The sequence below is a fragment of the Chryseobacterium sp. GVT01B genome, from assembly GCF_019970045.1.
Lineage (GTDB): Bacteria > Bacteroidota > Bacteroidia > Flavobacteriales > Weeksellaceae > Chryseobacterium.
In genome coordinates this window covers 139,562-166,543 of record NZ_JAHXYI010000006.1, presented here as the reverse complement: position 1 = coordinate 166,543, position 26,982 = coordinate 139,562, and the positions used below count along the sequence as shown (strand labels likewise).

Annotated in this window: 21 protein-coding genes; 3 read left to right on the top strand and 18 right to left on the bottom strand. The window is 34.7% G+C overall.

All coding sequences use genetic code 11. The features are described from left to right. The first annotated feature begins 20 nt into the window (after positions 1 to 20). Entirely contained in the window at positions 21 to 608 is a 588-nt protein-coding gene (locus tag LC457_RS15570; RefSeq protein WP_223600708.1) for a hypothetical protein, read from the top strand. Between the two features lie 282 nt (positions 609 to 890). Here the strand turns inward: LC457_RS15570 and LC457_RS15565 are convergent, their stop codons facing one another. From LC457_RS15565 to LC457_RS15530, 8 genes are all read right to left on the bottom strand, one after another. Then, positions 891 to 1,685, bottom strand: a complete 795-nt coding sequence (locus LC457_RS15565) for a hypothetical protein (RefSeq protein ID WP_223600707.1) — start codon at positions 1,683 to 1,685, stop codon at positions 891 to 893. Positions 1,686 to 1,711: 26 nt separating this feature from the next. Next, positions 1,712 to 2,509, bottom strand: coding sequence for a hypothetical protein (locus tag LC457_RS15560; RefSeq protein ID WP_223600706.1), 798 nt, complete (start codon positions 2,507 to 2,509; stop codon positions 1,712 to 1,714). 2 nt (positions 2,510 to 2,511) lie between these two features. Then, positions 2,512 to 3,282: a hypothetical protein gene (locus tag LC457_RS15555; protein WP_223600705.1), complete on the bottom strand. Its 771-nt coding sequence runs from the start codon at positions 3,280 to 3,282 to the stop codon at positions 2,512 to 2,514. A 376-nt stretch (positions 3,283 to 3,658) separates the two neighbouring features. Continuing rightward, positions 3,659 to 4,465: a GLPGLI family protein gene (locus LC457_RS15550; protein WP_223600704.1), complete on the bottom strand. Its 807-nt coding sequence runs from the start codon at positions 4,463 to 4,465 to the stop codon at positions 3,659 to 3,661. Between the two features lie 20 nt (positions 4,466 to 4,485). Beyond that, entirely contained in the window at positions 4,486 to 5,484 is a 999-nt protein-coding gene (locus tag LC457_RS15545) for a hypothetical protein (protein WP_223600703.1), read from the bottom strand. Positions 5,485 to 5,652: 168 nt separating this feature from the next. Continuing rightward, entirely contained in the window at positions 5,653 to 6,618 is a 966-nt protein-coding gene (gwsG, locus tag LC457_RS15540; RefSeq protein ID WP_223600702.1) for a grasp-with-spasm system ATP-grasp peptide maturase, read from the bottom strand. Between the two features lie 145 nt (positions 6,619 to 6,763). Next, the gene (locus LC457_RS15535; protein WP_223600701.1) at positions 6,764 to 6,958 is read right to left on the bottom strand and encodes a hypothetical protein; all 195 of its coding nucleotides are present in this window, start codon (positions 6,956 to 6,958) and stop codon (positions 6,764 to 6,766) included. Between the two features lie 706 nt (positions 6,959 to 7,664). Further along, positions 7,665 to 7,949, bottom strand: coding sequence for a hypothetical protein (locus LC457_RS15530; protein ID WP_002979306.1), 285 nt, complete (start codon positions 7,947 to 7,949; stop codon positions 7,665 to 7,667). 449 nt (positions 7,950 to 8,398) lie between these two features. Here LC457_RS15530 and LC457_RS15525 point away from each other — a divergent pair, with 449 nt between their 5' ends. After that, entirely contained in the window at positions 8,399 to 9,187 is a 789-nt protein-coding gene (locus LC457_RS15525; RefSeq protein ID WP_223600700.1) for a LexA family transcriptional regulator, read from the top strand. Between the two features lie 87 nt (positions 9,188 to 9,274). On the opposite strand, the gene xth is transcribed toward LC457_RS15525, so the two are convergent. Beyond that, entirely contained in the window at positions 9,275 to 10,048 is a 774-nt protein-coding gene (gene xth, locus LC457_RS15520) for an exodeoxyribonuclease III (RefSeq protein ID WP_223600699.1), read from the bottom strand. Positions 10,049 to 10,237: 189 nt separating this feature from the next. Between xth and LC457_RS15515 the strand changes: the two genes are divergently transcribed. Beyond that, on the top strand, positions 10,238 to 11,470 hold the full coding sequence (locus LC457_RS15515; protein ID WP_223600698.1) for a YaiO family outer membrane beta-barrel protein: 1,233 nt from the start codon (positions 10,238 to 10,240) through the stop codon (positions 11,468 to 11,470). On the opposite strand, the gene LC457_RS23460 is transcribed toward LC457_RS15515, so the two are convergent. The 9 genes from LC457_RS23460 to LC457_RS15465 form a co-directional block, all read right to left on the bottom strand. Continuing rightward, positions 11,467 to 14,904 (bottom strand): sulfatase-like hydrolase/transferase, encoded by a 3,438-nt coding sequence (locus LC457_RS23460; protein ID WP_308116417.1) that lies wholly within the window; start codon positions 14,902 to 14,904, stop codon positions 11,467 to 11,469. The two genes, LC457_RS15515 and LC457_RS23460, sit on opposite strands and share 4 nt — an antisense overlap. Next, entirely contained in the window at positions 14,898 to 15,962 is a 1,065-nt protein-coding gene (locus tag LC457_RS15500; RefSeq protein ID WP_223600697.1) for a HEAT repeat domain-containing protein, read from the bottom strand. Before LC457_RS15500 ends, LC457_RS23460 begins: the two co-directional genes overlap by 7 nt. Positions 15,963 to 15,971: 9 nt before the next feature. Beyond that, positions 15,972 to 16,325, bottom strand: coding sequence for a response regulator transcription factor (locus tag LC457_RS15495; protein ID WP_223600696.1), 354 nt, complete (start codon positions 16,323 to 16,325; stop codon positions 15,972 to 15,974). Between the two features lie 13 nt (positions 16,326 to 16,338). Further along, complete coding sequence (locus LC457_RS15490) at positions 16,339 to 20,247, bottom strand: response regulator (protein ID WP_223600695.1); 3,909 nt, start codon at positions 20,245 to 20,247, stop codon at positions 16,339 to 16,341. A gap of 391 nt (positions 20,248 to 20,638) precedes the next feature. Continuing rightward, complete coding sequence (locus LC457_RS15485; RefSeq protein ID WP_223600694.1) at positions 20,639 to 21,034, bottom strand: hypothetical protein; 396 nt, start codon at positions 21,032 to 21,034, stop codon at positions 20,639 to 20,641. 209 nt (positions 21,035 to 21,243) lie between these two features. Next, on the bottom strand, positions 21,244 to 21,798 hold the full coding sequence (locus LC457_RS15480; protein WP_223600693.1) for a hypothetical protein: 555 nt from the start codon (positions 21,796 to 21,798) through the stop codon (positions 21,244 to 21,246). A 44-nt stretch (positions 21,799 to 21,842) separates the two neighbouring features. Then, positions 21,843 to 22,166 (bottom strand): hypothetical protein, encoded by a 324-nt coding sequence (locus LC457_RS15475; protein ID WP_223600692.1) that lies wholly within the window; start codon positions 22,164 to 22,166, stop codon positions 21,843 to 21,845. 129 nt (positions 22,167 to 22,295) lie between these two features. Then, on the bottom strand, positions 22,296 to 22,763 hold the full coding sequence (locus LC457_RS15470) for a CPCC family cysteine-rich protein (RefSeq protein WP_223600691.1): 468 nt from the start codon (positions 22,761 to 22,763) through the stop codon (positions 22,296 to 22,298). Positions 22,764 to 22,766: 3 nt separating this feature from the next. Further along, positions 22,767 to 26,981: a DUF6443 domain-containing protein gene (locus tag LC457_RS15465; RefSeq protein WP_223600690.1), complete on the bottom strand. Its 4,215-nt coding sequence runs from the start codon at positions 26,979 to 26,981 to the stop codon at positions 22,767 to 22,769. Position 26,982: the final 1 nt, after the last annotated feature.

Here is a 26,982-nt window from a genome sequence, read left to right as displayed (position 1 = left end):
CAAAAATAAATTACAGCAATATGACTGAGAGTATTGTAAATAAAATAAAAGAGTTAGGAGGAAATACAGATGCCGTAAGTATTGACAAAAATTTTGCCGAGAACTGGCAGAGTATTAGATTTGGACATCATCTTTATGACAGGGATTGGGATGTTTACGGAATAGATGAATATTATGAAAAATATAAAACCGTATTTCAGAATGATCAGAAAGACTTTTACAAGAATTTATTAGAACATTATTTTTCTGACCATGAATTGCCGTATGGACAATATTTTCCCAGAGATTGGTTTTTCACGCCGTTTAAGAAAGATACAGAGGATTACGAAGAATTGGACGGTCTTATAGACGAACATGAAATAAAAGAAATTGTAGAAGGCTCTGAAATGGAATTTATTTGCCTATTTTATTTTTACGGTTATCCTGATCATTTTTTTGTCTGTACAACTGATCCGGACCAGGAAAATCCTATAGTGTACAGTACAGATCATGAAGTTTATTTTCAGGAGATTGAAAACGAAGGAAGCCTGGAAGATTTTCTGGATCGGTTTATAACCAAGGAAGAGTTCCTAGAAACGGTTAAAGAATATTTGAAAGAGAAATCATAAGAATATGAGATTCTGAAGCGTTTAATACTCTCTTTCAAACAAATAATAAAAATCCTATAATTTATATTATGTTAAATTGTATATATTTTAGGTTTTTCAAATCTGAAAACCTTTGCTATTCCTTCATCCGTTAAATGAGTCTCTTTAATTAAAAGTTTTGTAGCTTTTATTATCTATTTTAGGCTTGATAACAGCTTATAAATTAAAATGGAGAATATTCAAAGATATCCTCCACTAAAAAATATATTAAAATTGCATGGAATGAAATTAAAGAATCATAGCTTACTGAAGCTTAATAATCGTCACGCTGGAAAGGCTCACTCCATCAAAGTTTACAGTTCCGTTAGTACCATTAGCAGCTCTGGTAGATTGTAATGTTAAAACTTGTCCGGCTGTGGCATAGATATAAGATATTGATCCAAATGCAAATCTTCCGCTGGTATTAATATCTGAGGGGTTATTCTGAGGAACCACAGTAGAGATATTTGAAGAAGCAAGAACTCCGTCCAAATTGAAATGGATATAGTCTTGAACTTCAGAATCTTCAGCTGCAGGATTTTGTCTTAATGCAAGATTGGCACTCACCAAATATAACCCTGAAGCATTCAGACGAACCTGATAATTATTCAGCTTCTCAATAACTACAGGGTCATCATTAAATGCTGTAGAGCTGAAAATATCAATGTTTACAGGAGTACTTACAAGATTTGGATTAAAATTCGTAGTACTTGATGAAAGATTATTGAATTTTGCAGCCTTTGTATTGATTGTTGTACCTACTGCAGCCGGAATAATCCATCTATTATTGATCCAGATATAAACCCCAGGAATAACAGCAGTTGTACCTGTCCCCGACTTTCCTGTATTAAAAACCATTGTTCCATCAGGAATATTTGCCGATAATGGAGAGGTATTATTAGTTGCCAGCAAGGCAACCCTTGGAATTAAAACTCCTTTATTAGAAGATGTTACATCTAAAATTGATGAAGAAACAGGATTGGCAGTACCTATACCCACCTGCCCGAATGAAAGGCTACTGCCGGAAAGCAATAGAATTATGTTAAATATTTTTTTCATTGTGTTTTTTGATTGTGAGATTATTTTTAGCGTATGCGCGAAATTGCTATGCTGGATTGACCATTAAGGTTGAACGGAACTGCAGCAGAACCGTCACTTCCTGAATAGGTTCCGGTAGTTTTTTTAAGTCTTATACTAATGACATCTCCATCATTAAGTTCAAGATATTCTGTGAATGAATGTGAGAAAAAGCCATAACCATTATCAACTCCTGCAGTGTAATCAGAGTTAATAGCTTGTTCGGTCCCTACCGCTACATTATTGAGGTATACTCTGGCACTTAACGCAATCCTTCCATCATCTCCACCATCAAGTTTATTAAAAGATAACACTGCAGAAATAGAATATAATCCTGATTTTCCTATCGTTATGGTCTGGTTTGAGGTATTGACTGCATATATGGTCGTACTTTCATTAAAAATTTTGTTTCCAAATAACTTGGCGTTTTGCCATGTAGTCGTATTATAATTGGTACTCACTTCGGAATTGGTGTACTTTACAATTGCATTTTCAATATTGGTATTAAGGCTGGTCCACTGCTGCTCTTCAGCGCTCCACCAGTGCAACCCTTGTGTAATGGTATTGGGAAAAACTCCTGTAGTTGCTGTATTAAAAACCATAGTTCCGGTAGGAATACTTGCCGCTAAAGGGCTTGTTGATGTACGTGAAACTAATGCAATTCTTGGAAATAATACTCCTTTGTTTGTTGACTCCAACTGAAGAGTTACACCGTCATTAGTTGTTGGAGTATTTATCCCAACCTGACTATAGCCTGAAATTGGACATAATAATGCACTAAAAATGCCTATATAGATTGCTTTCATAATTATCTTAGTCTTTGTATAGAAATAGTTGATGTATTTGGATTCTTAAAGTAAACCTCAGTCCCTGGGTCTATTTCATATGCCTGAAACCTTAATGTACTTCCTACGGTATTAATAGGAATATAATAGACCACTGATTTACCTACTGAAGCATTTTCGGTACCTCTCCCAGGAATATAAAACTGGTCAGTAACAATATTAGTAGCATTATTTACCAATACTTTAATTCCAAAATTGTCATTAGTTCCGTCTCTGTTGGTAAGATCCAGGTTTAGTATAACTTTATAATATCCTACTTCATTAATTTTCAACGTGGTATTGTTTACTTTTTCATAAAGAGTGATGTCATTATTGAATCTTATATTGGCGAAAAGATCGGCATAGTTTACACCATCATTTAAATCTGTATTAATGTCCTGGTTAGAAAATAGCGCAGTATCATCAGCATCTTTCTGGGCCATTCTGTACCAGAGAGATTTCGTATTATCCCAAAAATAAAGTCCTGGAGTAACTGCATTGATTCCTGTTCCGCTTGTAGATGTATTATAAACCATCAATCCGGTTACTGGGGTTCCGGTTACCGGAGCAAAAACGTTGGCTGCAATAAGTGCAATTCTTGGAAATAAAATTCCTCCGTTTGATGTACTGCCGGAATAAGGAATACTTTCTACTTGTAGTATAATGTTGGGATTTATAGAGCTGGTTCCGATTCCAACTTGTCCCCAAAAAAAGGGTGCAATTGCAGAGCATGCAATAGTTAAATATTTTTTCATCATTTGTGTTTTCTGTTTAATCCTAATCAGTTTATTTCTTTATTTATCCTAAATCTGGTATAAAAAAATATTTCTGTGATTTAATGTTGCAAAGCTATTGCTAAACAAATAATTATACATTATAAATTGATTGTCACAACTTGTCGAATGCTGTCAAAACATGTCATTTTATAATGCTTTTTGTGTCATGAATTGTTGTTGAGCATGAAGTAAAATATATTGTCATAAATGAATAATATTTAGCTGAATATTTCTTGAATTGTGTATCATTTAATTTTAGTAATCGCTCATTTTGAGGCATAAAAAAACCACTCTGAAAAGAGTGGCTGAACTATTTAAATTATAATATTATAAACTTGTTTAATTTCAATCTGCATTAGTTCGGATATTTTATAGCATCCGTCAGCTCTATCGGATTATTGTATTTTTTCAGACGAGACTGGATTGTTTTGGTCATTTCTCTGAAATCAGGCTTCACCTCTTTTCCTTTTTCATCTATAAATTTTGCTTGCACATTACTTGATTTCATTTCTCTTAAAGGGTCATTATAATAATCTAAAGATACTTTCTGTAACTGCTTTTGCGGAACAGTAAGTGCTCCTTTGTACATATCCTCAAAATCTAAAGTATCAGATTTTTTCTTTATAGAATAAAGATTAAACTTATAAGAGCCGGTAGAATCTGCCATCTCGATAATCAATCCGGGTAAATTTCTAAAAATATAAGGTCCAGCCTGAATGGGTACATCTTGAGTATACCATGCTTCCCAGGTTCTTCCTTTATATTTTAAAATTGCTTTTCTACATAGGTAGGTACTTATTTTTTTGGTCTCAGGTTTAAGTTCCCAGTTTAGATTTACCAATTCTTTTATTTTATATGTATCTCTGAAAAAGAAATAATATTTAAAACTTAAGTTTTCTTCATCGTTAATAACTAAAAAGCTGTTATCTCCTATCGCAGATCCTTTAAATCCTGTACTTCTAAGTGAATCTACCTGATATTGTTTTTCAGTCAGAAATTTAGACTTTCCTCCCTGAACGAAAAGCAGCATGCTTTTATTCGTTGTTTCCGAGCTTAAAGAGTCTTCTTTATAAGAAAGTTGATAATCAATCCGGAAATTCTGGGCAAAAAAATTAGAGGATAGAAAAATGAGGACTAGGTTTATTAAAATTTTATAATTCATAATAAAGATGGATTTATCATTTAATTGAATTCTGCGGTGTAGGGATTATAATTGCAGTTTACTTTATATCCGGTGTTAGCTTTCTCCGGAATATAGGTTGTTGTGCAGCAATATCTGAATTCACAGACATTACAAGGCTCAATATCATCTCTTTTAACATTCCATAATTTCGATAATTTTTTTACAGTACTGGTTTTTATTTCTTCAAAATTATCCAAGATATTTCCGTAGCTGTTTTTATCTGAAAAATTATGTTTTATATTTCCGTCTCCATCAATAAATATAGTCTTGAACAATGCTAAATTATAATTTTTTGCCACATTATACGCATTAATACTTATGGCAATATCATACAGATTAAATTGGGTTAAAAATAATTTAGAATCATCACAGGTGATATAATTTTTAATAATATCATTACTTTTTACAGATCGTTTTCTTGGAGAATTAAATAACGTAATAGAAGTAATCCGTTTATTATCATACACTCTGTTATTTATTTTTTGGTTGGGAAAAGAAAGTGATAAATTAATAACCCTAGAATATTTCAGGGCTGACAATATCTCCAGTAGCTGTTCCATACAGCTTTCATTATCTATATGAAGGTGCAGTCTTCTGATTCCCAATTGCTGAATATTTTTCGCAAACGTATCCATATTATCATAAATATGCTGTGATAAAACAACTGTTGCAAAAAGAATTTCTGAGGTATCCTCATTGATACTGATATCAGATAACTCAGGAAAAGATGGGTTGCTGGAATAAAAAATAAATTCCTTTTTTTCTAAAAAAATCAGATATTCTTTGGCTATCTTATTGAATTTATATTCTTCCAAAACATCGCTAACTTTTCTCCCTTTTATATCTTCAACAAAATCTATTAAGGTATTAGGTATGAATTCTATAGTTTCTCTTTGGATATCATATATTGTACTTCTTTCAAAACCTCTTACCAATATACAACAGGAAAAGAAGTTGACATATTTGTCTTTATTGCTCTGTATATAAATTGATCCCATCTTTGTATATTCTTAAACAGTGTATTTCCGATTGATGAATGGATGTTGTGACTTGTCTACTCAGATTATTCCTTCTTGCCTTTTTAGTATCTGGAAAAGGAAAAATATGTGAAAAAACAACAGGAAACAATTCCTTATTATGCTTTAATTCTTGTATTAAACTTTTTTTCATGTGTTCATAGTTTTTAGACAATGAGCGACTTCATAATGAAGATTGTAATTACATGGTAAAGAAGTCATTCTGAACTGCCCGGAAGGATTTACTTCCAAAAAATAATATTCGCCGTCATCAGCTTTTATCATGTCTACAGAACCCGTATTCAATCCTATTTTTTTCATCAGAGCAGATATTTTTTTATCCACAGAATCCGGGAGAGTATAAGATACATATCTGTTAGGACTCTCATAGTTGACTTGTCTGTAATCTGTTTTTGTCTGGGCATCATTTTGAGAAAATATAGCCATACTGTAATTCTTTCCGTTCAGGTGGAAGATCCTAAGTTCATATTCTTTATTGATCATTTCCTGAAATAAACTCGGAAAGAAGTTTTTATAGCTTTTAATTCTTTTCTCGCTTAATTGAGTGGTGAAAAAAAAGAAAGCTTTATCATCAATACCGATGACTGATCCTTCATTTATAGATTTAGTAATATACGGCTGGTCATAGTTTAAGTTATCCGAATTGTTCGTTATATACGTTTTAGGAATTTTAATGCCTATCTCATGAGCGGCCATTAAAGTTCCTATTTTAGTCATGGATTCCAGTTTCTGATAATGATTAAGCCATTTTTTATCTTTTAAAAATTCAAAAAATATATTTAATGTAGAGATATATTCTGATTCTAAATAATTTAATAATTCTATATTTTTTTCAGTCTTTATATTTTCTTTATACCTGTTAAAAAATCCGAATTTCCTAAACCAAACACATTTGATTTCTGACATATCCACTTTTCCAAAAAAATGATTTTCTACAATCAATTTAGGGTGTGGCTGTAATTCAACATACATTTTGGTTTTTCCGGTAAATAAATCCAGGTCGTTAATTCTTATATACTTTTCGCCAAGAATTGACAAGTGTTCCATTACCCAATTTGTATCATCATCTTTGGGGGTAGACAAAATTAAAATCATGCTATAATAATTTGAAAAAATTATTTGAAGTAAGTGATAGAGAATGAAATTTGCCTATTCTAAAGGCTTCTTTCTCTATGGAATTACAAAAAAAGACAAAAAAAGTCACCTCAATACAATTGAGGTGACCATTTTTAGCTTGTAATTACTTACGATCCCAAGATGAATCATCAGCTGTACCTCCATTATAAATAAGGGTAATACAGTTGCCCATTTCAGCGTCCAGCACTAATTGATTTTGTTGATTTTGTAATCCTGCATAAACAGTTTTTAAATCACCTAATTTTTTACCTTTTAAGGATTCTAGTGATTTTTTAGAATTTTGATTTTCTTTTTTCATGGTTAAAATGTTAAAGATTAGATTTCAAAAGTATAGAAAAAAAATAATGTTAACTCTAATAAATAGTGATTTTTTTATTATGTTAAATCCTTTATACAAAGGGTTTTATGCCGTAATTCAATAATATGTGATTATTTTTCATCACATAAAATAAATAATTTTAGACACTAAATAGTGTTCTATTATAGATAGTTAGCACATGAATTTTATCATGTGATGATGTTCATTTTTACAGATTAATTTTATAGCAATGGAAGCTGAAAATTAGAAAAAAAAAATTTATGGAACAGTAATTTTTTTTTCATTTTGTTGTTTTTTCTATAGCAAATACTTAAAATTTTAAAAGTATAACTGCACATATTGGAAAATTTCAGATAGTTATCAGCAAATATGGAATCACAAATAATAAAAACCAGCTTAAAAACTAATATAAGGCAGATGTGATATAATCTGGATTGATGCTTTTGATATCAATTGAAAATAGAAAAGTTAGAAAGTTGTCTTCCATGAAGGAAGCTCTCGTGATGTTATTTTAACCGCTGAAATCTTAAAAGTTATAAATAGAAAGGTTCTTTAAGACTCAGTATGATAGGATCATGCAATACAAAATGATTAAAATTAATGGGCCAGTTATTTAATTTTTAAAATAAAAAAGAGACTGTCTAATAAGACAGCCTCATAATTTTTTACATGTAATGCTTGCTGACTAGCAAGTTGATCCGCACTCAAGTAATTTGATGTGGATTACACCATTAACAACACATTGTGTCTGGCATAAAGCGTTAGTTACAACAGTGCTTACACCGCCAACTACACCACCTACTGTAGATCCTACGCCAGTAACTACGCCACCAACGATAGTACCTACTCCGCCTACTACTCCACCTACAACACCTCCTAGTCCACCTAGAAGTCCGCCGATTGGATCTAGTAATCCGTTACCTGAAATAGCTTTTAATTCGTTTCTGTCTAATTTTTTTAAGTTTTTCATAACTATAATTTTATATGATTATTACATCACGAATATATGAATAATAATATTACAATTGCAAATTATTTTCAATAAATTAATTATATGTTTTTATTATTTAATATTTCATTAATATATGTGTGTTTTAGTAAAAATATGATTTTCACTTATATGTGATTGATTTACTAAATGTTAAAAATAATAACTCAATTTGTGAAATTTAGAGTTATTATTTCTGTACTAAATTCTGTTTATTAATGATGATTATTTAACCTATGTAAAGCTTTGTATATTTGTTCAGAAATCTGCTTTTAGCCTGCAGAAATTGAAAGTTTCAAGTGTGAAAATTTCTTCGCTTTAGTAAAAATGGAGAGATGAGCTGCTAAATTTCCTTATATCTTAGAGTAAAACAAGGTTTGGTGGTTGGTAACGCATACAAATTTTGTATTTTTGCTTACATACTTTTATCAATGTCAATTTTTTCAAATAATATACGCTTCTTAAGAGCCAAGAGAAAGCTCTCCCAACAAAATGTAGCTGATGAACTGATGATTTCCAGAGTCCGTTATTCAAAATATGAGAACGGAATATCTGAACCTCCTATCGAACTGCTTGTAAAAATCTCCAAATATTTTCATGTAAGTATTGATCTTATGCTGTCGGTAGATATTCAGAAGTATCCTATGGATGATATGCTGAAATTGCCGGACAACAGAATTGTGCTTCCGGTTGCGGTAGACACACATGGAAATGATACCATAGAGATTATCCCTCAAAAAGCTTCTATGGGATATCTGGAAGGTTACAGTGATGTAGATTATATTGAAAGTCTTCAGCGTATTGCTCTTCCCTTCCTTACGAACGGAAAATACAGAGCATTCCCTGCAGATGGGGATTCTATGCCTCCATTCAGAAGCGGTTCCTATATTGTAGGAAAATATGTAGAAGGAATCAATGATTTGAAACAGGGAAAAACCTATGTTTTTGTTACGTTGAATGATGGGATTACCTATAAACGTTTTAAGGAAAGAAAAGAAAATGCAATCTGTGTAAGTGCTGACAATTCTTTTTATGAGCCTTATGAGATTCCGTTTGAAGAAGTTGTAGAAATCTGGCAGTATGCTTCAGGAATTTTTCCGGAAGATTTTGAGCCGGGTGACTATGAAAGCTATAATTTTAAAGAAATGTTCCGTGAGCTGAGACAGGACATCAGGGATCTTGATAAAAAGGTTTCCGGTCGTCGCCGTAAACAGTCTTAGTTTTCAATCAACCATATTATATACTATACTCCTGATTTTATAAACCGGGAGTATACTATATATGATCTTGTTATTCTTGAGTTACAATTAGTCTGCGAGCTCAATCCACACCGGAGCATGATCGCTGCTTTTTTCCCAGCCGCGTACATGACTGTCTACTCTACCGGACTGCAGCCGGTTCTGCAGATAAGGACTCAGTAAAATATGGTCCAGCCTCATGCCTGCATTCCTGTCGTAAGCTTTGTATAAGTAGTCCCAGAAGGTGTATATTTTTTCTTCGGGATAAAGACTGCGTATCGCATCAAGCCATCCTTTCTTCTGAAGATCTTTGTAGGCTTTTCTTACCTCTGTTCTGTACAGGGCATCATTTTCCCAGCGTTCAGGTTTGTACACGTCAATAGGTTCGGGAATGATATTAAAGTCACCAATAAGTATGGCAGGAAGCTCCATTGTAATAAGTTGGCTGGTTCTTCTTTTAAAACGTTTGATCCAGGATAATTTATAATCGAATTTTGGTCCGGGATAAGGATTGCCATTCGGGAGATAAAGACAGCAGATTACCATTTTATCAATGATTGCTTCAATATAACGGCTTTGAATGTCTTCGGAATCTCCGGGTAAAGATCTTTGTACCTCCGTAATTTCTTTGTTTTTCGCCAGTATGGCAACTCCGTTCCAGCTTTTTTGTCCATTCCAGATCGCCTCATAGCCTGCTTTGTTAATTTCTTCTACCGGAAAACGTTCCTGAGGTGCTTTTAATTCCTGAAGGCAGACAATATCCGGCGAGGCTTCTTTAAGCCATTTCAGTAAGACGGGCAGGCGTCCGTTGACTCCATTAACATTATAAGTGGCTATTTTCATGATAGAATTTTTTGAATAAATCAGTTTTTTTAATTACGGCAATAATTATTCCATCATAATTGCTTTTTATGGGTTATTTAATTGAAAAATAATCTAAAAAATATAAGTTCTGACGAATAATCTCTGGGTTGTGATGTAAAAGTTCAATATATTTGTGATACCAGAAGTTCATTAATAATTAAACTTTCAATGAAAAGATATTCAACCTTTTTATTTGCATTACTTTTTCCCATTACAATGTATAGTCAGCAGAATTTATCCGCTGATGAATTATTCGTTAAAGCACGAAATGCTGCTTTTGAACAGAAAGATTATCCTGCATCTATTGCTCTGGCTAAAGAGGCATTGGAAAAAGCGCCTAATTATACAGATATTTCAGTTTTCCTGGGAAGGCTGTATACCTGGAACAAAGACCTGGTGTCTGCAAGAGCCATATTTGAAGAGCTTGAAAAAAAAGAGGTTCAGGATGAAGATTATTTTCTGGCTTATGCTTCATTGGAATACTGGAATGATCAGAATACAAAAGCTATTGAAATCTTAGATAGAGGACTCTCCTATCATCCTAAATCTGAAACATTATTATTGCTGAAAACAAAAGTGTATTTTGGGATGGATAATTATGAGGAAGCAGATAAAGCTGTAACTACTCTTTTGACCATCAATCCTAAGAATACTGAAGCAAGGGCTCTTGCGGTAAGAATCAATGAGCTTAATTCTAAAAATGCAGTAGGAATTGTTTATAATTATTCTCATTTTGACAAACAGTTTGATGATGACTGGCATATTGTGGGGGTAAGTTACAAGAGGATTACTCCTATCGGTTCTGTGATTCTTCGTGGAAATTATGCCAATAAATTTGCCCAGGGCGGCACACAAATTGAATTGGAGGCTTATCCAAGGCTTTCCAAGATGTTCTACCTGTATGTTGGCGGAGGATATTCTGATGATGTCGGTTTGTTTCCGAAGTACCGAACCGGAGTTTCCCTGAATGCAAACCTTCCCCATAGTTTTGAAGCCGAAATAGGTTACCGTCAGCTTTATTTCAGCAGCAGTATCTGGATGTATACCGCTGCCGTAGGGAAATATTATAAAAATTTCTGGTTTAATCTGCGTACTTATATCACTCCAGACAGCAAGAATATTTCACATTCTTATACGGGAACTGTAAGGTATTATACAAAAGGGGCTCAGGATTATTTTGCTTTTCAGATCGGAACCGGGATCAGCCCGGAAGAAAACCGAAACAATCTTCTGGAAAATGAAACTTTTAAGCTTAAAACGTTTAAAATAGGTGGTGAATACAATTTCTCCTATCATTCCAATCTGTTTTCAGTGGGAACCATGTATTATAACCAGGAATACCGTCCGGGTGAAAAAGGGAATCAATTTGATATTACATTAGGCTATACCAGAAAGTTTTAAAACTTTGATTTTACTTTTTTCCTAAAGTTGATCATTACCGAATCTGGCATCAGTTTTTTAGTAGAATAAAACTGTGAATTCATGCTTTTGTACTGATTGAATCTGCCGTTGATCTTATTCAGGGCTGCGTTATCATTGGAGGCATCTTCTTCCATGTCTTTCAGGGTGAAAAGCTGTCCGTCATGAATATAATACTTTTCAGAAACAAAATCAATAAGCTGGTTTTTACTCTGCATCATTGGAATTCCGGTTTTGCTGATTTCGGAATCCGGAGAAAACCCTCTTCCTACCCATGTTACTGTTGAAGGTGTACTGAGCTTATAATTATTTCTGTAATAAGCCAAAATAGAGGGAGCAATATCAAAATGGCTTACAGTTTTATAGAAACGTTTTGATTCTTTCAACAAAGGTGAATAGATCATTAAAGGTACATGGAATCTGTCAATTTTAGACTCTAATGTGATTTCAGGCATACTGTGATCTCCTGTGATCACAAAAATGGTATTCTTGAAATCCGGACGTTTGCTGTAACTTTCAAAGAATCCTTTGATGGCATCATCGGCATTAAGAACCGAAATCAGCTGGTCTTTATGCGCTGTGGCCCATTTTTTCTGTTCGGAAGTTAAAATACCAGAATTCAGCTTTTGATTGTAAAGCTTTTCATAATAACCTTTATTGTTGATTAAAAAAGGATTATGCGTTGAAAGGGTAAGAATCATATTGAAATAAGGTCTGTCCTGCGGCTTTTGCTGTTGCTGCATTTTACCAAAAACTGCCTGATCTTCATATCCCCAGCTTTCTCCGTTATTGGCGGGAAGCTTACGGTAAGGACTGCTGAATGAGGGTTCATCTATGATATGATCTACCCCGCTGTATTCAAGGAATTCACGGTAACGGTCAAAGGATGTATGGCCTCCATAATAAAAACCTGTTTCAAATCCATTGGCTTTCAGGATATTATAAAGATTGAAATTTTCAGGAGTTTTTTCTATTTCAAGGAATCCGTTCTTTCCAAAAGGAAGCGATCCTGTGATTGATGGCAATGCTCCAAATGTTCTTCCCGCTGAGCTTAAAGCGCTTTCCCAATACAATGCTTTGCCGGACAAAGAATCCAAGTAAGGGGTGAAGTTCCCGATATATCCTTTTGGTGAAGTATAAGCATGTCCGAAACCTTCCATGATAAGGAAAACAAGGTTGGGAACTTTCTCAGATCTGTTAAAATAATATCCTAAAAAATCCGGGGTATTTTCTTTCCTCCAGAAAGGGAAATTTTTATTGAGCATTTCGGCATTGGCGGTGAAATCTTCATTTTCACTCAGTAATTCATTCAGTTCAGGATGATCGCTGATGAAATTGTCTTCATTGGATTTAAAAAAATAAGCCCATTTACTTTTTGCTGCATTTTGGTTAAATTCATTCTCAGAGCTCAAGGTTTTGGATCCTAATATGTTGGATGGAATGAAAAAGGCTGCTAATCCGAAAACAAGTAATATAAGTCCCGGATAGATGGATTTTAAGGCTGTTTTACTGGCTATCCATATAGGGACAAAAGAGACTGTGATTAAAATACCCAGCAGGGCAAAGTTCTTAAAATTAAGCATTCCGCTTGCCTGTAAAATCTGCTTCATCTCTTCTTTGCTGTAGTATAAAAGGTCTGCGCCTAATATGTTGCGGGTTTCTGAGAAATACAGGAATAAAATATACTGAGTAACGGTTACAATAAGCAAAGCCACAGTCGTCAGAGTCTTTGCCCAGCCTTCTCTGATAAAATTAATAATCAGATAAGCAATTCCAACACAAAATGTGAGTCTTAAGGCAAATAAAATATTCTCTGTGAAAAGATTCCCGACAATCGCTGGGGTATCAAATTTAGGAAAAGTATACCGGTACCATAACCATTCTGCAGTTACTCCCACTAAAAATAAAGCAAAAAAAACCAATGCGAGTATTCCCCATCTTTTAAGGCCAGACTGCAGAATGGCAAGCATTCTTTCTTTAAAAGGTAAATGCTGCGTGCTTTGATTGAAGCCTTGTCTTGTCATTTCGCCCCATCCGTGGGATTTTTTGAAATAATCTATAAACCCGCTTACTCCTGCTTTTACCACAATAGGATGGAAGTAAAAAGGTTCGGAAAAAGCCGTTACAATAAGCGCCAGGAAATCTTTTCTTTTGGTATAAACCTGATGGCTTACAAGATCTACTAATATTGAATAGATAGAATAAAGAAATCCCATTGAGATCACGAGGGCAAACAGAACCGTAAAAAACGGCCAGTTGATAATTCCCAACAGTAAAAAGATAATAAAGATGATATATCCTGAAAACTCAACTAGCGGACCCAAAAATTCAAAAAAGAACCAATAAGGAAGGCTTATCATTCCTAATTTTCCGTATTTCGGATTGAACATCATTTTTCTGTGCTTCCACAGGGTTTCCATCGTTCCACGCATCCATCTGTTACGTTGTTTTCTGAGAATATCTTTAGATTCGGGAACTTCTGTCCAGCATAAAGGATCCGGAATGGTAAGTACTTCATAAGGTTCATTTTTTTCTTCCATGTACTTTCTCATTCTTACCACCAGCTCCATATCCTCTCCCACTGTGTTTTTATCATAGCCGCCGCAAGCGAGTACTATTTTTCTGTCAAAAACTCCGAAAGCGCCGGAGATGAGAATCAATCCTGATGCTCTGGACCAAGCCATACGTCCGAGTACAAAAGCTCTGATGTATTCTAATGCCTGGGTTCTGCCCAAAAGGGTTTTCGGCATGTTGACACTTACTATTTTGCCGTTTTCTATCACACAGTTATTGGCCAGACGAATGACTCCACCACAGGCGATGAACTTTTTATCGGTCTGTTCCAGCATTGGTTTTGCGAGTTTTAGAATCGCATCCTGCTCCAGAATACAGTCTACGTCAATGCAAACCAGATATTCACCGGAAGAAATATTCACTCCCACATTCAGAGCATCTGCTTTACCACCATTTTCTTTATCGACAACGATCAGCTTTTTGAAGGCTGGATTTTTACTTTTATAAACACCTCTTACGGTATTGGTTTCTATTTTTCCCTGAATGAAATAAGCCATGGATTCCAATTCATAAGCTTCAATAAGCTTTTGGATAGAGTCATCCTTACTTCCGTCATTTACAATGATAATTTCCAGATTATGATAGTAAAGGGATAACAGAGAACGAACATTTTCTACAATGGTCATTCCTTCATTATAAGCCGGAGCAATAACACTGAATACAGGAGCATTAGGGTTTGCTGCAATAACACTGTAATCTGTAAATGTATTTTCTTTTTTATAACGAAGTACAGCTCCAAGCGCATAGATTCCTATCCAGCCATAGATAAGGGTTATTGCTGTTCCGTAAATCAGAAACACCCAGATAACAACTTCATAGATAATGTGTGAGAATTCTAACATACTTTTTCCTGTAATGCGTATTTGATGATTTGGATTAATTCTTCTGATGAAGTCTCATTTTTAGATACTTCCATCAGGTAATCCTGTTTTTCCAGTGAGCATAGGGCTTCTGCTGCATAGACTTTTATTCCTGAATCAGTAGTATTTAACAATTGATCTTTCAGAAAATCTACTGAGCATCGGTCTTTTGACTTCTTCATTACTTTAAGGATTTCTTTCTGCACTTCAAGAGGCTGCTGAGGATACACTTCTATGAGATGGACAATGGTTGAAGAATTTTCAAGGGATAACAATGTCTGTACTGCCTGTACCCGAACTTCAATGGAAGGATGATCCAGCAAATCGATAACTGTAGGATAAAGCGGTAATACCTGAAATTTTCTTAACAGTTTAAGGGTAAAAATGATCACTGAGTCATTTGAGCTTTCAACCCAGCTTTTAATACTATTACTGGAATTCTCAGGAATACTGGTGACTGAAATAAGCAGACGAAGCTGTTGCCATTCTGATATTTTTGTTGATATGCTGTTCAGGAAATGAAGCCCTTCAAATCCTTTGAAATGAACCATTGCATATTGTGCTTCCTGGTAAACCTGTGCTGAAGGATGCGTTAAAAATGTAGAAATTTTTGGAAGTAATTCTTCTACATTCATTGCTGTAAGCTCCTGTATGCCTCCTGCAATTAAATGTATCTTTTTCTGATTCAGTTTTTTTAATGCTTCTTCCTGAAGGCCATATTCATGGAAAAGGTCTTTAAGTTTATGCTGTGCTGCCCCGGAAAATTTCTTCTCGGACTCTGCCAGTTTCTGAAGGAATAAATTTCTGAATAAAGAATTTCCGGATGCTGTTGAAAAGTTAGGGTCTGCAGAGGTTTCTTCACCATATACAATCACTTCTGAGATTCTTTTATTAATCATTTCTGACCATCTGAAAATATGGAGGGATTCTCTATACTGATAAAAGCTGTAAATGAGTACGGCTATGATCAGTAAGAGTACTAAAGCAAGCATTCCCAGAAATACGAGAAATAGAAAATGCACAGAAGTGGTGAGAAACATGGCTGTAGTTTATTTTGAAAATCTTTTTATTCTTAATATCAATTCATTGGGACTAAATGGTTTTACTATAAAATCGGCAGCTCCAAGGTCAAAAGCATTCAGTACCACTTCTTCCTGCCCCATACTGGAAAGCATGATCACCGGAGTCTGCTTATCCATCGTTTTGATGGCTGAAAGTATTTCAATTCCGGAGGCAAAGGGCATCATAATATCTGTAATTGCCAGATCTACCTCTTTGGTTTTTAGGGTTTCGATAGCATCTTTACCATTGCGGGTTAGGATCACTTCGTGCCCTTCTTTTAATAATTTGTGCTCTATCGTTTTTAGAATCAGTTCGTCGTCTTCAGCGATTAGAATCAACATAGTTTTATTTTTTTTATTGTATTAAGTTGTTAATTAATTGTAATCCCATTGTTATTTCCTGGATAATTTCTTTTTCCATAGAAGCAAAATCCATATCCGGATCTGCTTTATTTTCCCAGCTGGCCGTATTTTTTGTAAGCTGTATCAATCCCGCTGTTCCTGCTGTTCCTTTGAGCTTGTGAAGGATCAATTTCAGATTGGTGCTGTCTTTTTCTGCTGTGCTTTTTTTAATATCTTCTTCAGCTTGGGTAAGTTGTTGTATTACGAGACCCAAAAATATTTTTCTGAAATCTTCATCATCATCGCCTATTTGTTCGTTCAAAAGATTAATGTCCAGGTATTTTGTTTGATCTATAGAATCCTCAGAAATCGTATGATTTTTATTCATAATGTATTTCTTCAGCATTTCCAGAAGATCGGCCTGTCTTAAAGGTTTAGGCAGAAAATCATTCATCCCGGAATTCATACATTTTTCTCTTTCACCCAATACATTTCCGGCTGTTACTCCAATAATCGGAACATCGGCATAACCGGGAAGTAAACGGATTTGTTTTGTAGCTTCAATACCATCCATTACCGGCATCTGAACATCCATTAAAATGATATTGAATGCTTTTTCTTTACATTGTCCCCAAGCCTGAAGACCGTCTGTAGCTTCTGTGAGTTCTGCATCGGGAATTAATGAACGTATCATTTTGTGGTTCAGGACCATATTTACAGGGTTGTCATCTACCAGCAAAACATTAGGCGCCTGCATCAGTAATGAAGCTTCTGTTTCCGGCTGTGGAATTTGGCTGATTTCCTTTTCTGTGTATTTTACGGCCTGTTTCAATGTTTTATACAGCTCTTCAGATTTGATAGGCTTCAGCAGGAAGTAAGAATTGTTTTCCTGGCGGAAAGAATTGATGACATCATGCTCTTCAGAAGAGGTATGAAGGATAACCAAAGGTGAAAGTTCATTTTGCTTGTTAAACATTTCCTTGATTTTTTCTATTGTTTCCAGTCCCGAAATGATCGGCATATGGTAATCCATAAGAATAACATCGAAACGCTCTCCTGCAAGAAGTATCTGAAGGGCTTCCATACCATTGGCAGCAAGCTTTGAATCTATATTTTTATAGGCAAGCATATGCTGAAGAATTACTCTGTTGGCTTCGTTATCATCAACAATAAGAACTCTGTTTATTTTCAGATCTTCATCTTCAGGGCGTTCTGTCATTTCACAAGGAATCTGAATGTCAAAATAGAAAACAGAACCTTTATCAACCTCGCTCACCAGTGACAGGCCGCTTCCCATATATTTCAGAATATTGTTTGAAATGGTAAGTCCAAGTCCTGTTCCGCCATAACGTTTGCTGATAGAGCTGTTTTCCTGTGTAAAGGCATCAAAAATAAACTGCTGTTTCTCTTTAGGAATACCGATTCCCGTGTCCCGAACTGAAAATCTTAATGTGATATCTTTATGGTCAAGCTTCAGTTTTTCTACTTTAAGCTCTATTTCCCCCTGTGCTGTAAACTTGACAGCATTTCCAAGGAGGTTGATCAGAATCTGCTTGAGTCTGGATTCGTCCACCCAGATGGTTTCAGGAAGCCCCTGCTCTATATTTAACAGTAATTCTATATTTTTTTTCTGGGATTGATAAAGGATCACATTGATCACCTGACTTACAATATCATATACATTGGATTTTTCAATTGAAAGATCCATTTTTCCGGATTCTATTTTAGAGAAATCAAGAATGTCATTGATGATGTTTAAAAGGTTTTCTCCGGATTCATTAATATAATTCAGGTATTGGGTCTGTATTTCATTCAACGGAGTTTTTAGCAGAAGATCAGAGAACCCGATGACACCATTCAGCGGAGTTCTGATTTCATGACTCATATTGGCCAAAAACTCTGATTTTGCTTTATTGGCTATATCAGCCATTTTCTTGGCGGTTTTAAGCTCTTTATTGATTCTTACCGATCCTGTAATATTTTGTGCAGAAACAATGATTCCGCCTATTGTATGAGTGGAAAGATACCATGGTGTAACTTCTATATTGTAATGCTGAATGACTTCTTTATCAGGAATTTCTATGGCCATATCTTCATTTTTATAGGCAATTCCTGCCAGAGCATCCTGATAAATCCTGATTCTTTCATCCGGTACATCCGGAGAAATTTTAAACATATTTTCTCCGATCAGTCTGATATCATTCATCTGGAATTCATCTTTCCAGCTGCTGCTTACGGAAAGGTAATTGAGTTCTTTGTCAAACATAGCAACCGTTGCAGGAACATAGGCGACAAATGACTGAAGCATTGCCTCTTTTTTTGCCAATTCAAGGTAGATGTTTTTGAAATTATCAATATCCTGAATAATTCCATATACTCTGATACAGGTTCCGTCTTCAAACTCAGGTATTCCTTTTACCCTTACCCAGATCGTCACACCGTCATTCCGTACAAGTTGTAATTCTTCATCGTAAGGAATACCTTCTTTTACAGCTCTTTCAAATAATAGTTTCAGTTTTTCGCGGCTGTCTTCGCTATAGAAGCCGAGTGCATTTTCCAGATCAGGCTGGAATGTTTTATCTATTTTGTGTATTTCTCTGGTAGACTGTGACCAAAATACGGTATTCTTTTTAAGATTCACTTCCCATCCTCCCACTTGAGCCACAGCACTTGTCTGTTCCAGCATTTTTTTGGTATGAACAAGATCTTTTTCCAACGTCATTCTTTCGGTGACATTTAGTGCAGTACTTACTACATAAGGTTTTCCTTCTTTGTTGATTTCTACTAGATTGTGGTACATCCAGATGACTTCTTCACCTCCTTTGGTTTTCAGGATCATGGTTCCAAAATCTTCCTGGTTTTTGTTAATTCTTTCCAGGTACTGTTCCAGTAGCGGCCAGTTTTTTTCAGGGACAAGATCTTTCAGGTTGAGTCCTTCCACTTCTTCTGCGGAATATTGCAGTGTTTCTCTTCCTTTTTCGTTTACCTCAGTGATATTCCCTTCCATATCATGCATACTCATCAGACCTATTGCATTTTCGAAGAAGCTTCTGAAACGGCGTTCAGAACTTTCAAGTTTGAGTTTTTCATCGATGCGCTGGGTAATATTGATTCCGAAACAGAAAATTTCAGAGTGCTTCTGATTCAGTTTCAGATACCATTCTACAATAATAGTCTGTGTATCATCTATGTTTGTAGAAGTAGTGAATGTTACTTCTTCATCTGTAGTGGGAAGATTTTTAGTCAGTAATTGCAGTTGGGAATTGTGGCTGCCTAAAATATTGAGGAAATTCTGGTCAATAACCTGAGATTTCTCCAATTGGAATATGCTTTCAAAAGCTGGATTGACGTCTTTTATAGAGAAATCCTTATCCAAAACACAGATCAGGTTGTTGGAAATACTGAAGGTCTGTTGAAAGTATTCAGCCTGAATATTTTTTCTTTTCCCCATCAGGACTTTTGTGATGGCCTCTCCTATTTTTTTAAGGGTAGAAATCTGATCGTCTGTAATTGTTTTAGGTTTATAATCGATAACACAGATGGTTCCTAATACGAAACCTTCATCATCAATCAGGGGGATTCCTGCATAAAACCGGATTCCACCCGCCAGAATAAGTGGATTATCAAAAGATCTTTCGTCTAATAAAGTATCATTGATAACAACAACATCTCCATTTGCAATAGAATATTGGCATAAAGTACTCTTCCTGTCAACAAAATCAAGATCAAGACCCACACAGCTTTGAATAGTCTGAGTTTCGCTTTCCATCATGGCAATAAGTGCTGCAGGACAGTCGGTCACCAGGCATGCCGTTTCTGCAAAAATGTCTAACTGGGGATCTTTTTCAAGGTTTAAAAGATCCAAAAACTCCAGTTTCCTCATTCGGGCTTCTTCATTCCCAGGAATTGGATACTTCTTCATATATTATTTCAATGATTAGAGATTTTTCTTTTTTGATTATTAAAAAATGATAATCAGAACCTTAAAGTTTATATTTTAAACATTTTTAGATACTTTAAATTATTATTTTAATAAGTAAACCAAAATACGAAATTATTTCCTATTCCATTATAGTAAATTTGACAATAAAGGTATATCTCTGTTTATTTCAAATGAATTGAAGTAGATTTTGGATTTTGAAGGAAATAATGGGCATTATGAAAAGAAAAAGTACCATATGTGATCATATGGTACTTTGTGTATGGATGGATACTGTATTGTAATTAGTTAATCGTTTGATATAATAGTTTTGTCATCTTCTATGAAAAGTCGGTACTCGAAAGGTTTTAGTTAAATGTAACTGTATTATAAATCAATGTCTTATAATGAAATTAAGGACGTTAAAAATTGCATACCATGTTAATCTCTCTAATTTTAAAGTATAAACAGCAGAGTCTTTTTTAACAATTTCTAAACTTTCGCATTCTGAGTTTCCTTTTCCTTCATCAAAAATTTCAGGGATATTAATTATTTCAATATCATCCAGAAAAATAATGAAATCGTTTGTAATAAGCCTAATATCTGTCAGCAGCCAATAATCATCATTATAAGCATAACCTAAGAAAGGTATTTCGTTATTTAGATATACAATATTATTATTTATTTGTTGTTGTATATTATCTTCTAAATTCTCAAATAAATCTGTCTTAAAAAAATTCTGCTTTATTCTATTGAATTTAGATTTGACAATATTTATATTCTTTATCATTTTAAAAACTTTACTAATTCTATACTATTTTTACTAAGCTCTTTATAAGTGTAGCCCATAATTTCTGCTGCTCTTGAGTTCATTAATCTTGTTTCTACAATATCAACACCTTTTATAACTACTTATTCATACCTGCACTCTTAGCTTGACTTTCGAACGCCTTTACAAGTTCAAAAAGACTTTTTCCTTCATAATTAGCAAGTCCTTGGTTATTCTTTATAAAATCCAGAAATTATATTTTCTTCTGTTTTTAAAGATTGAAGCTTATTAATTATATCACTTTTTGTAATATTCTTTAAAAGCAAAAACCTATTTAAAACGAAAGCAATTTCATTGGGATAATAGTCAAAATATATATCTTGAGATCTTTTATTTGTAGTCTCAATTAAATAATCCATTGTTGAATATGTCCAGTAATATTTATTATTGCTCTCTTTCACAATAGCTTCGATCATTATAATATCCAGATCTTCTTTATCAATTTCATAGTTTGCATAAAATTGAAAATTCTCATTCTCTGTTAATAGAAATTTATTTTTTAATTTAAAGAAAAACATTCCATTTTCATTAATCTCTGTTGGACTATAAAGTATTAAATTTTCATCTTCATATTTATAATAGTGTCCTTCTTTTTCAAATATCAATAAATCGCATACAAGTTGATCTAAATATTTATAGCCTTTTATTAAAGAATTTCCCTCTAAAAAACTTGTAAATTCATAAGGCTGAAAGCCAAAAAGTTCTTTGTTTTTATTTATTACCATATTTATTATTATCTAGTATAAGGATGCAAACTTCTAATGCTTGTTCATGTTTCATTCATCCAAATCCTTACTTGGCTTGTTGTTCCTGATTCATTAATTGTTCTTCCAAAATCTAATATTATTTGTCTTGCTCCCTGAGCTGATGTTCCGATAGTCCCGTGATAATGGTCTGCCTCCAATATTAATTTCACCTCTTGCAAAAAAATGTTCTGAGATATGTTTTTTAAACCTGATGAAGCATTTTCTAACGTATTTGTAATTGCGCTTGTCCATTCACAATTATTATGCACCAAAATCCCTTTTTCAGAAACATAATAATTATGGTTGCCTTCTACTTCAAAGTTATAGACTTTTACTTTTTCATCCAAGAATTTAATAGATTCTGAAGGAGAGATTTTCCTGTTAGAATATTTAAGAAATATATCTTTTAATTTCCATTAATTATTGTGTATGTAAAATTAAAAGAGATTGAAAAGTTCAACCTCTTTTAATTTATGCTAATAAATCGTTTTATAATATTTTAATTTTCCTTCACTATCTACAGAATTTAAGAATTTATCTAAAATAGCTCCTTTTGTTTTAAAATTCTTTTTTGCATCGTTTAATGTCGTATGATTTACATGACTATATTTAAACTCATCATTACTTCCGTCATCTTCCCAAAAACAAACAGGGCAAATCTCATAATTTCCCCTTTCTGAAAGTGTTTTATAATTACAACAAGGGCATGCAATCAATTCTTTTGGAGTACCTGTAATAATTAATGGAAATTGATATAAAGTTTTGATTTTTTCTTCAATATATGAAATCTTTATACCAGTATATTTTTCTTTTAAATATTCAAAAATTTCTACTTCTTCGATTCCTTCACATTCAATCAATTCTTCTTTTTCTTCCAATGTCAATTTTGAATATTCTTGTAATGATAGTATGTTTATAACAGTATTTAAGTCTAATCTTACCATATTTTATTTTGTTAAAGTTGCAGCCAAATCAAGAGCATCTTGAAATGGATTTATTTTAGTCATAGCTGAATTTGCTCTATAAAATGTTCTAATCTCTCTTAAATCTATTCTTCCAACAAGAATTTCTTGAGTATTACTATTAAATTTAACTAGAAATTTTCCAACCGTTTGTTGTTGAATATGCTCACCGGTTTCGCCTGCAAAACTCTTGGCAAGTTTCAAATATTGACTTTGGGTAATTTCTCCAAACTCTGCTCCATGCTTTAAAAAGTGAATATTTAACTCGCCTTTAGAAAATCCTTTCCAAATAATATCACAGTTATTATGTACTAAGATCCCTTTCTCAGAAACATAATAATTATGGTTGTCTTCTACTTCAAAGTTATAGACTTTTACTTTTTCATCCAAGAATTTAATAAATTCTACAGGAGAATTTTTCCCGTCTAAAGTAGTAAGGGCCATTCCTTTTACAAGGTCTTTAGCTTCTACCCAGTTTCCGTTTACATAGAAAGGGTGTTCAGGTGTACAGGTAATTTTTGCTCCGTTTAAGGAGACCTTTACTAATGAAGAAGAAGTATTGCGGGATAGTTCTACTACTTTTTTCAGTTCTTTTTTTCCAGTCTTCTCATTGTAGCTCCATACAAGATCTCCTACTTTAATATCCTCAATTTTTTTGCTTCCTTTTTCTACCGTTACTAATGTACCTTCTGTAAAGCAAATCTTAATAAGACCATTGGTAAGCCTCCCTGCCGGACCACAGATAAGCCTGCTCATTCCTGCTGCCCTCCATCCTGCAGCTAATAGTTCTCCTCCGGCAAGTGATGCTGGTAACTCCAGGAACATGAAATTTTCAGCCGCAGATACAGACCTCCCTACTTTGGTGTTTTCTACAGCATCAGCTAGTATAGAGCTATTCTGGTTATACGTAAATCTACTCAGAACCCCTGTAAATTTGCTGTACATCAGCAGACCATTGTAAGAGTCTTCACCGAAACCTCCACCTTTTTTTCCTGTGATAAAAACCTCTTCAAGGTAATTGATCGGATCACCCATGCCGCCTTCCTGAAAATTAGCATTTAGACTTTTATATCTTCCATCATAACCAAGACTTATACCACTATCATCCATGAAACCAAACCCTGTATTGTTCCATGTTCCCCCAAGACTTCCTGCCCGTGCCAGTAGTGCCACAACATCTCCTCCGCCTCCTCCTTGCCCAGGATATTGTCCCAGAAATTGCTGGTACATCTGTCTTCCGCTAGTAAACCCGGGAGTTCTTCCTGAAGTATCAATAGAACCATCTTCGTTAAACCATCTTCCATCTACATCAAAGTTTGATATAGGGTTATTGGCTACATAAGCATAAGTACTGGTAGAAAGGTAGCTTTCTGCCAGCTGATCTATCCCGTTCCATCTTGCAATATCCGGCATATACTCTCTCCAGCCGTAGCTGTACATGCCCGTTTCCTGAAGTTCTTTGCCGTTGTATTTGTTATCTTTATAACTTCCCCGTCCAAAGAATGCATTTCCTGTTTTCAGGTGATTCATCCCAAAAGGATAATAATCATTAGCATCTGTAATCTCAAGAGTTCCTGCGCTGTTTCTTCCGTAAGAAACCCTTACATTCCCCAAATGATCTTTGTATTGGTAAATATACTGATCTTTCAGATAATCGTAAAATCCTTCTGCAGTGGGTAAATACTGTAAGTCCGGAGTTTTCAGACTGGTGATAAAGCTTCCTCCTACAGGCTGTACAGTAGGGTCTGTAACGATGCTATAGGCCTCTGGCTGCATTGCTCTGGCGGATATGGAAGAAAGTATCAACGTTTCCGAGCCGCCTGAACCAGAATTTTCAGTTTTTACATATTGAAAACCATCTAAATAATCTGTAATTCTTTTTGTAGTTGTAAAGCCGTTAAATCCGGTAATTGTTGTTGTGTTTTCTTTTGATAGCTTTGCTCCATCTGCTCTGTATTTTGTAATGATGGCAACATCTTCGTTTCCGTTTTTGTTTAAATGAAGGCTATTGGGCAGATCCAAATAATTATATTGAATAGAATTGATTCCTTTATCCAGCATGGTCAGCATATTTCCATTCTGGTCATAGGTGATGGTGTTTCCTCCACCTTCATACCCTGTTGGGTTTTGAGAAATATCATTGATGTTTTTTGCCTGATTTCCAGTGTAGGTATAATTCAGATTATCAATTACCGTTACCGTATTGCTTCCATACTCTGCTACGGAAGTTCTGTACAGATTGCTGATGTTTCCGTTGAGGTCATACGATAATGATTCCGTATTTTCTTTGCTGTACGGGTTGCCTGGGTTTTGATAATAACCAGCCGTCATTCTGTTCATTGAATCATAAGCATAGCCGTATCTTTTTGGAGTAAGTGAAGGATTTACCCCTACTGTTTCTACCGACCTCCAATCTACTTCTGTAATATTTCCATTATATTTCGGAGTTACATTTTTTCCTGCAAACTGTGCCGTATCCGGATTATCGATCCCATTTTTTTTGTTATACTTAATGGCATAGGAAAAAAGTTTTCCTCCCAGATCTGCCAATCCCATCTGGTTTTTATTGACATCAGACAGCCAACCACGGATATTGTAGGTATAATCTATACTCTGAAGATTATTACCTACTTTTTTGCTCGTTATTTGAGAAAGCTCGTTATAGGTATTTTCTGATAATAATTCTTCAGGTTTATCATCTACCTGATGGTAATGTTGTAAAAGCCTGTTTCCTGAATCATAGACATAACGCTGCTTAATGATGACTCCCGGTTCGCCCGGCTTTCTTACATGATACACATTGCTTTTTTGAGGAACACCCACAAAATCAAGTTCAGATTCTGTTTTGGAATATCCTCCTAAGTGGTTAATTGAATGCGTTCCGATTACTCTTCCTTTGTTATCATAGTAGACATAACTTTTCGTCCAGTTATCGTCTTCAATATTCTTTACAAGACTCATAACAGGAAGACTTTTCGTACTTACTGCATTGGCTGCTGAATTATCAGAAAGCGGCACCTTTCCCATAATGGAAGAAGGAAAAGCCGGATTGAAGCTGTACGAAGGATAAGTGTCATAGTAATTAACACTTAAGATCTGGGTAACATTGCTAGGAGTAGAAAGCTTAGTGTAATATACCGGCATACCGTTTAAGGTCAACGTTGCGGTAGCAGTTCTGGTTTCATATAAATTGACATTGGCATTGGCACTGTTTTGCATGGATGCCCTGCCGGCAGGATTATTGGTGATTCCAGTGTAAATGACTCTGCCAAACTGATCATATTTGGTAAAAAGCCATTGCCCTTTTCCTTTCAGGATTGTGTCCTGAGACAGGATAAGTTGATCAGCCTTATTATACACCATATATTCCCAGGATTTTCCTGGAAGTTTTTTCTCCACCAGCCTGTTCCAGCCATCATACCTGTACTGATAGCAAAGGTTATCCAATACAGTCTGTGTTAATGTAGAAGCAGAAGCTAACGGAGGAAGTGTATAAACCAGTCCGCCATATTCGTTGTATATATAATAAGTGTCTGAATTCTGGGTTCCGTCTTTTTTTCTTGTTAAGATGGTCTGTCCTTTCTTATTTTTGAATTGGGTAGTTATATTACCATCTTCATCTGTAACAGCAGATTTGTATAGAGTGTTCTCCGGATAAGTTCCTGAAAGACTTGGTGTACCATTGGTTCGTCCCTCTACCCAATTTGTTACCACGGTATATTTTTTCACGGCATCGGCTGAGGTATTGGCTGCATACGAAAACTGTACGGGATGTCCTGCCCAGTCGTTACCCACTTGTATTTGCTGCTGTAGTCTTCCCAGGGGGGAAGATTCCAATACCTTTTCGGCATAGATTTTCTCACTTCCGTAAAGGGAAGAAGCATTGGAAAGCGGGTTGGCGTATAAAGCTCCGTTTTGTGTCCCTGATTGCGGAACAGGAAGGTAGCTTTTTACCTGTCTTCCATAGGAATCATATTCTACGGGAATGGCAATATCTTTTCCAGAGGGAGTTGCTTTTACCGCTATATTTTGCTTTGCTCTTCCAAGACCGTCAAAATATTGTACGGATTCTGTCTTTTTGGAGCAATCTTCTGTTAGACAGTTTTTTTCATAGATATAGTTTTCTGTCGAAGTAAGGTTAGTCTGTGCATAGTTAAAACCAACCACAAACAAATTGAGTAGTACTAATATTTTTTTCATT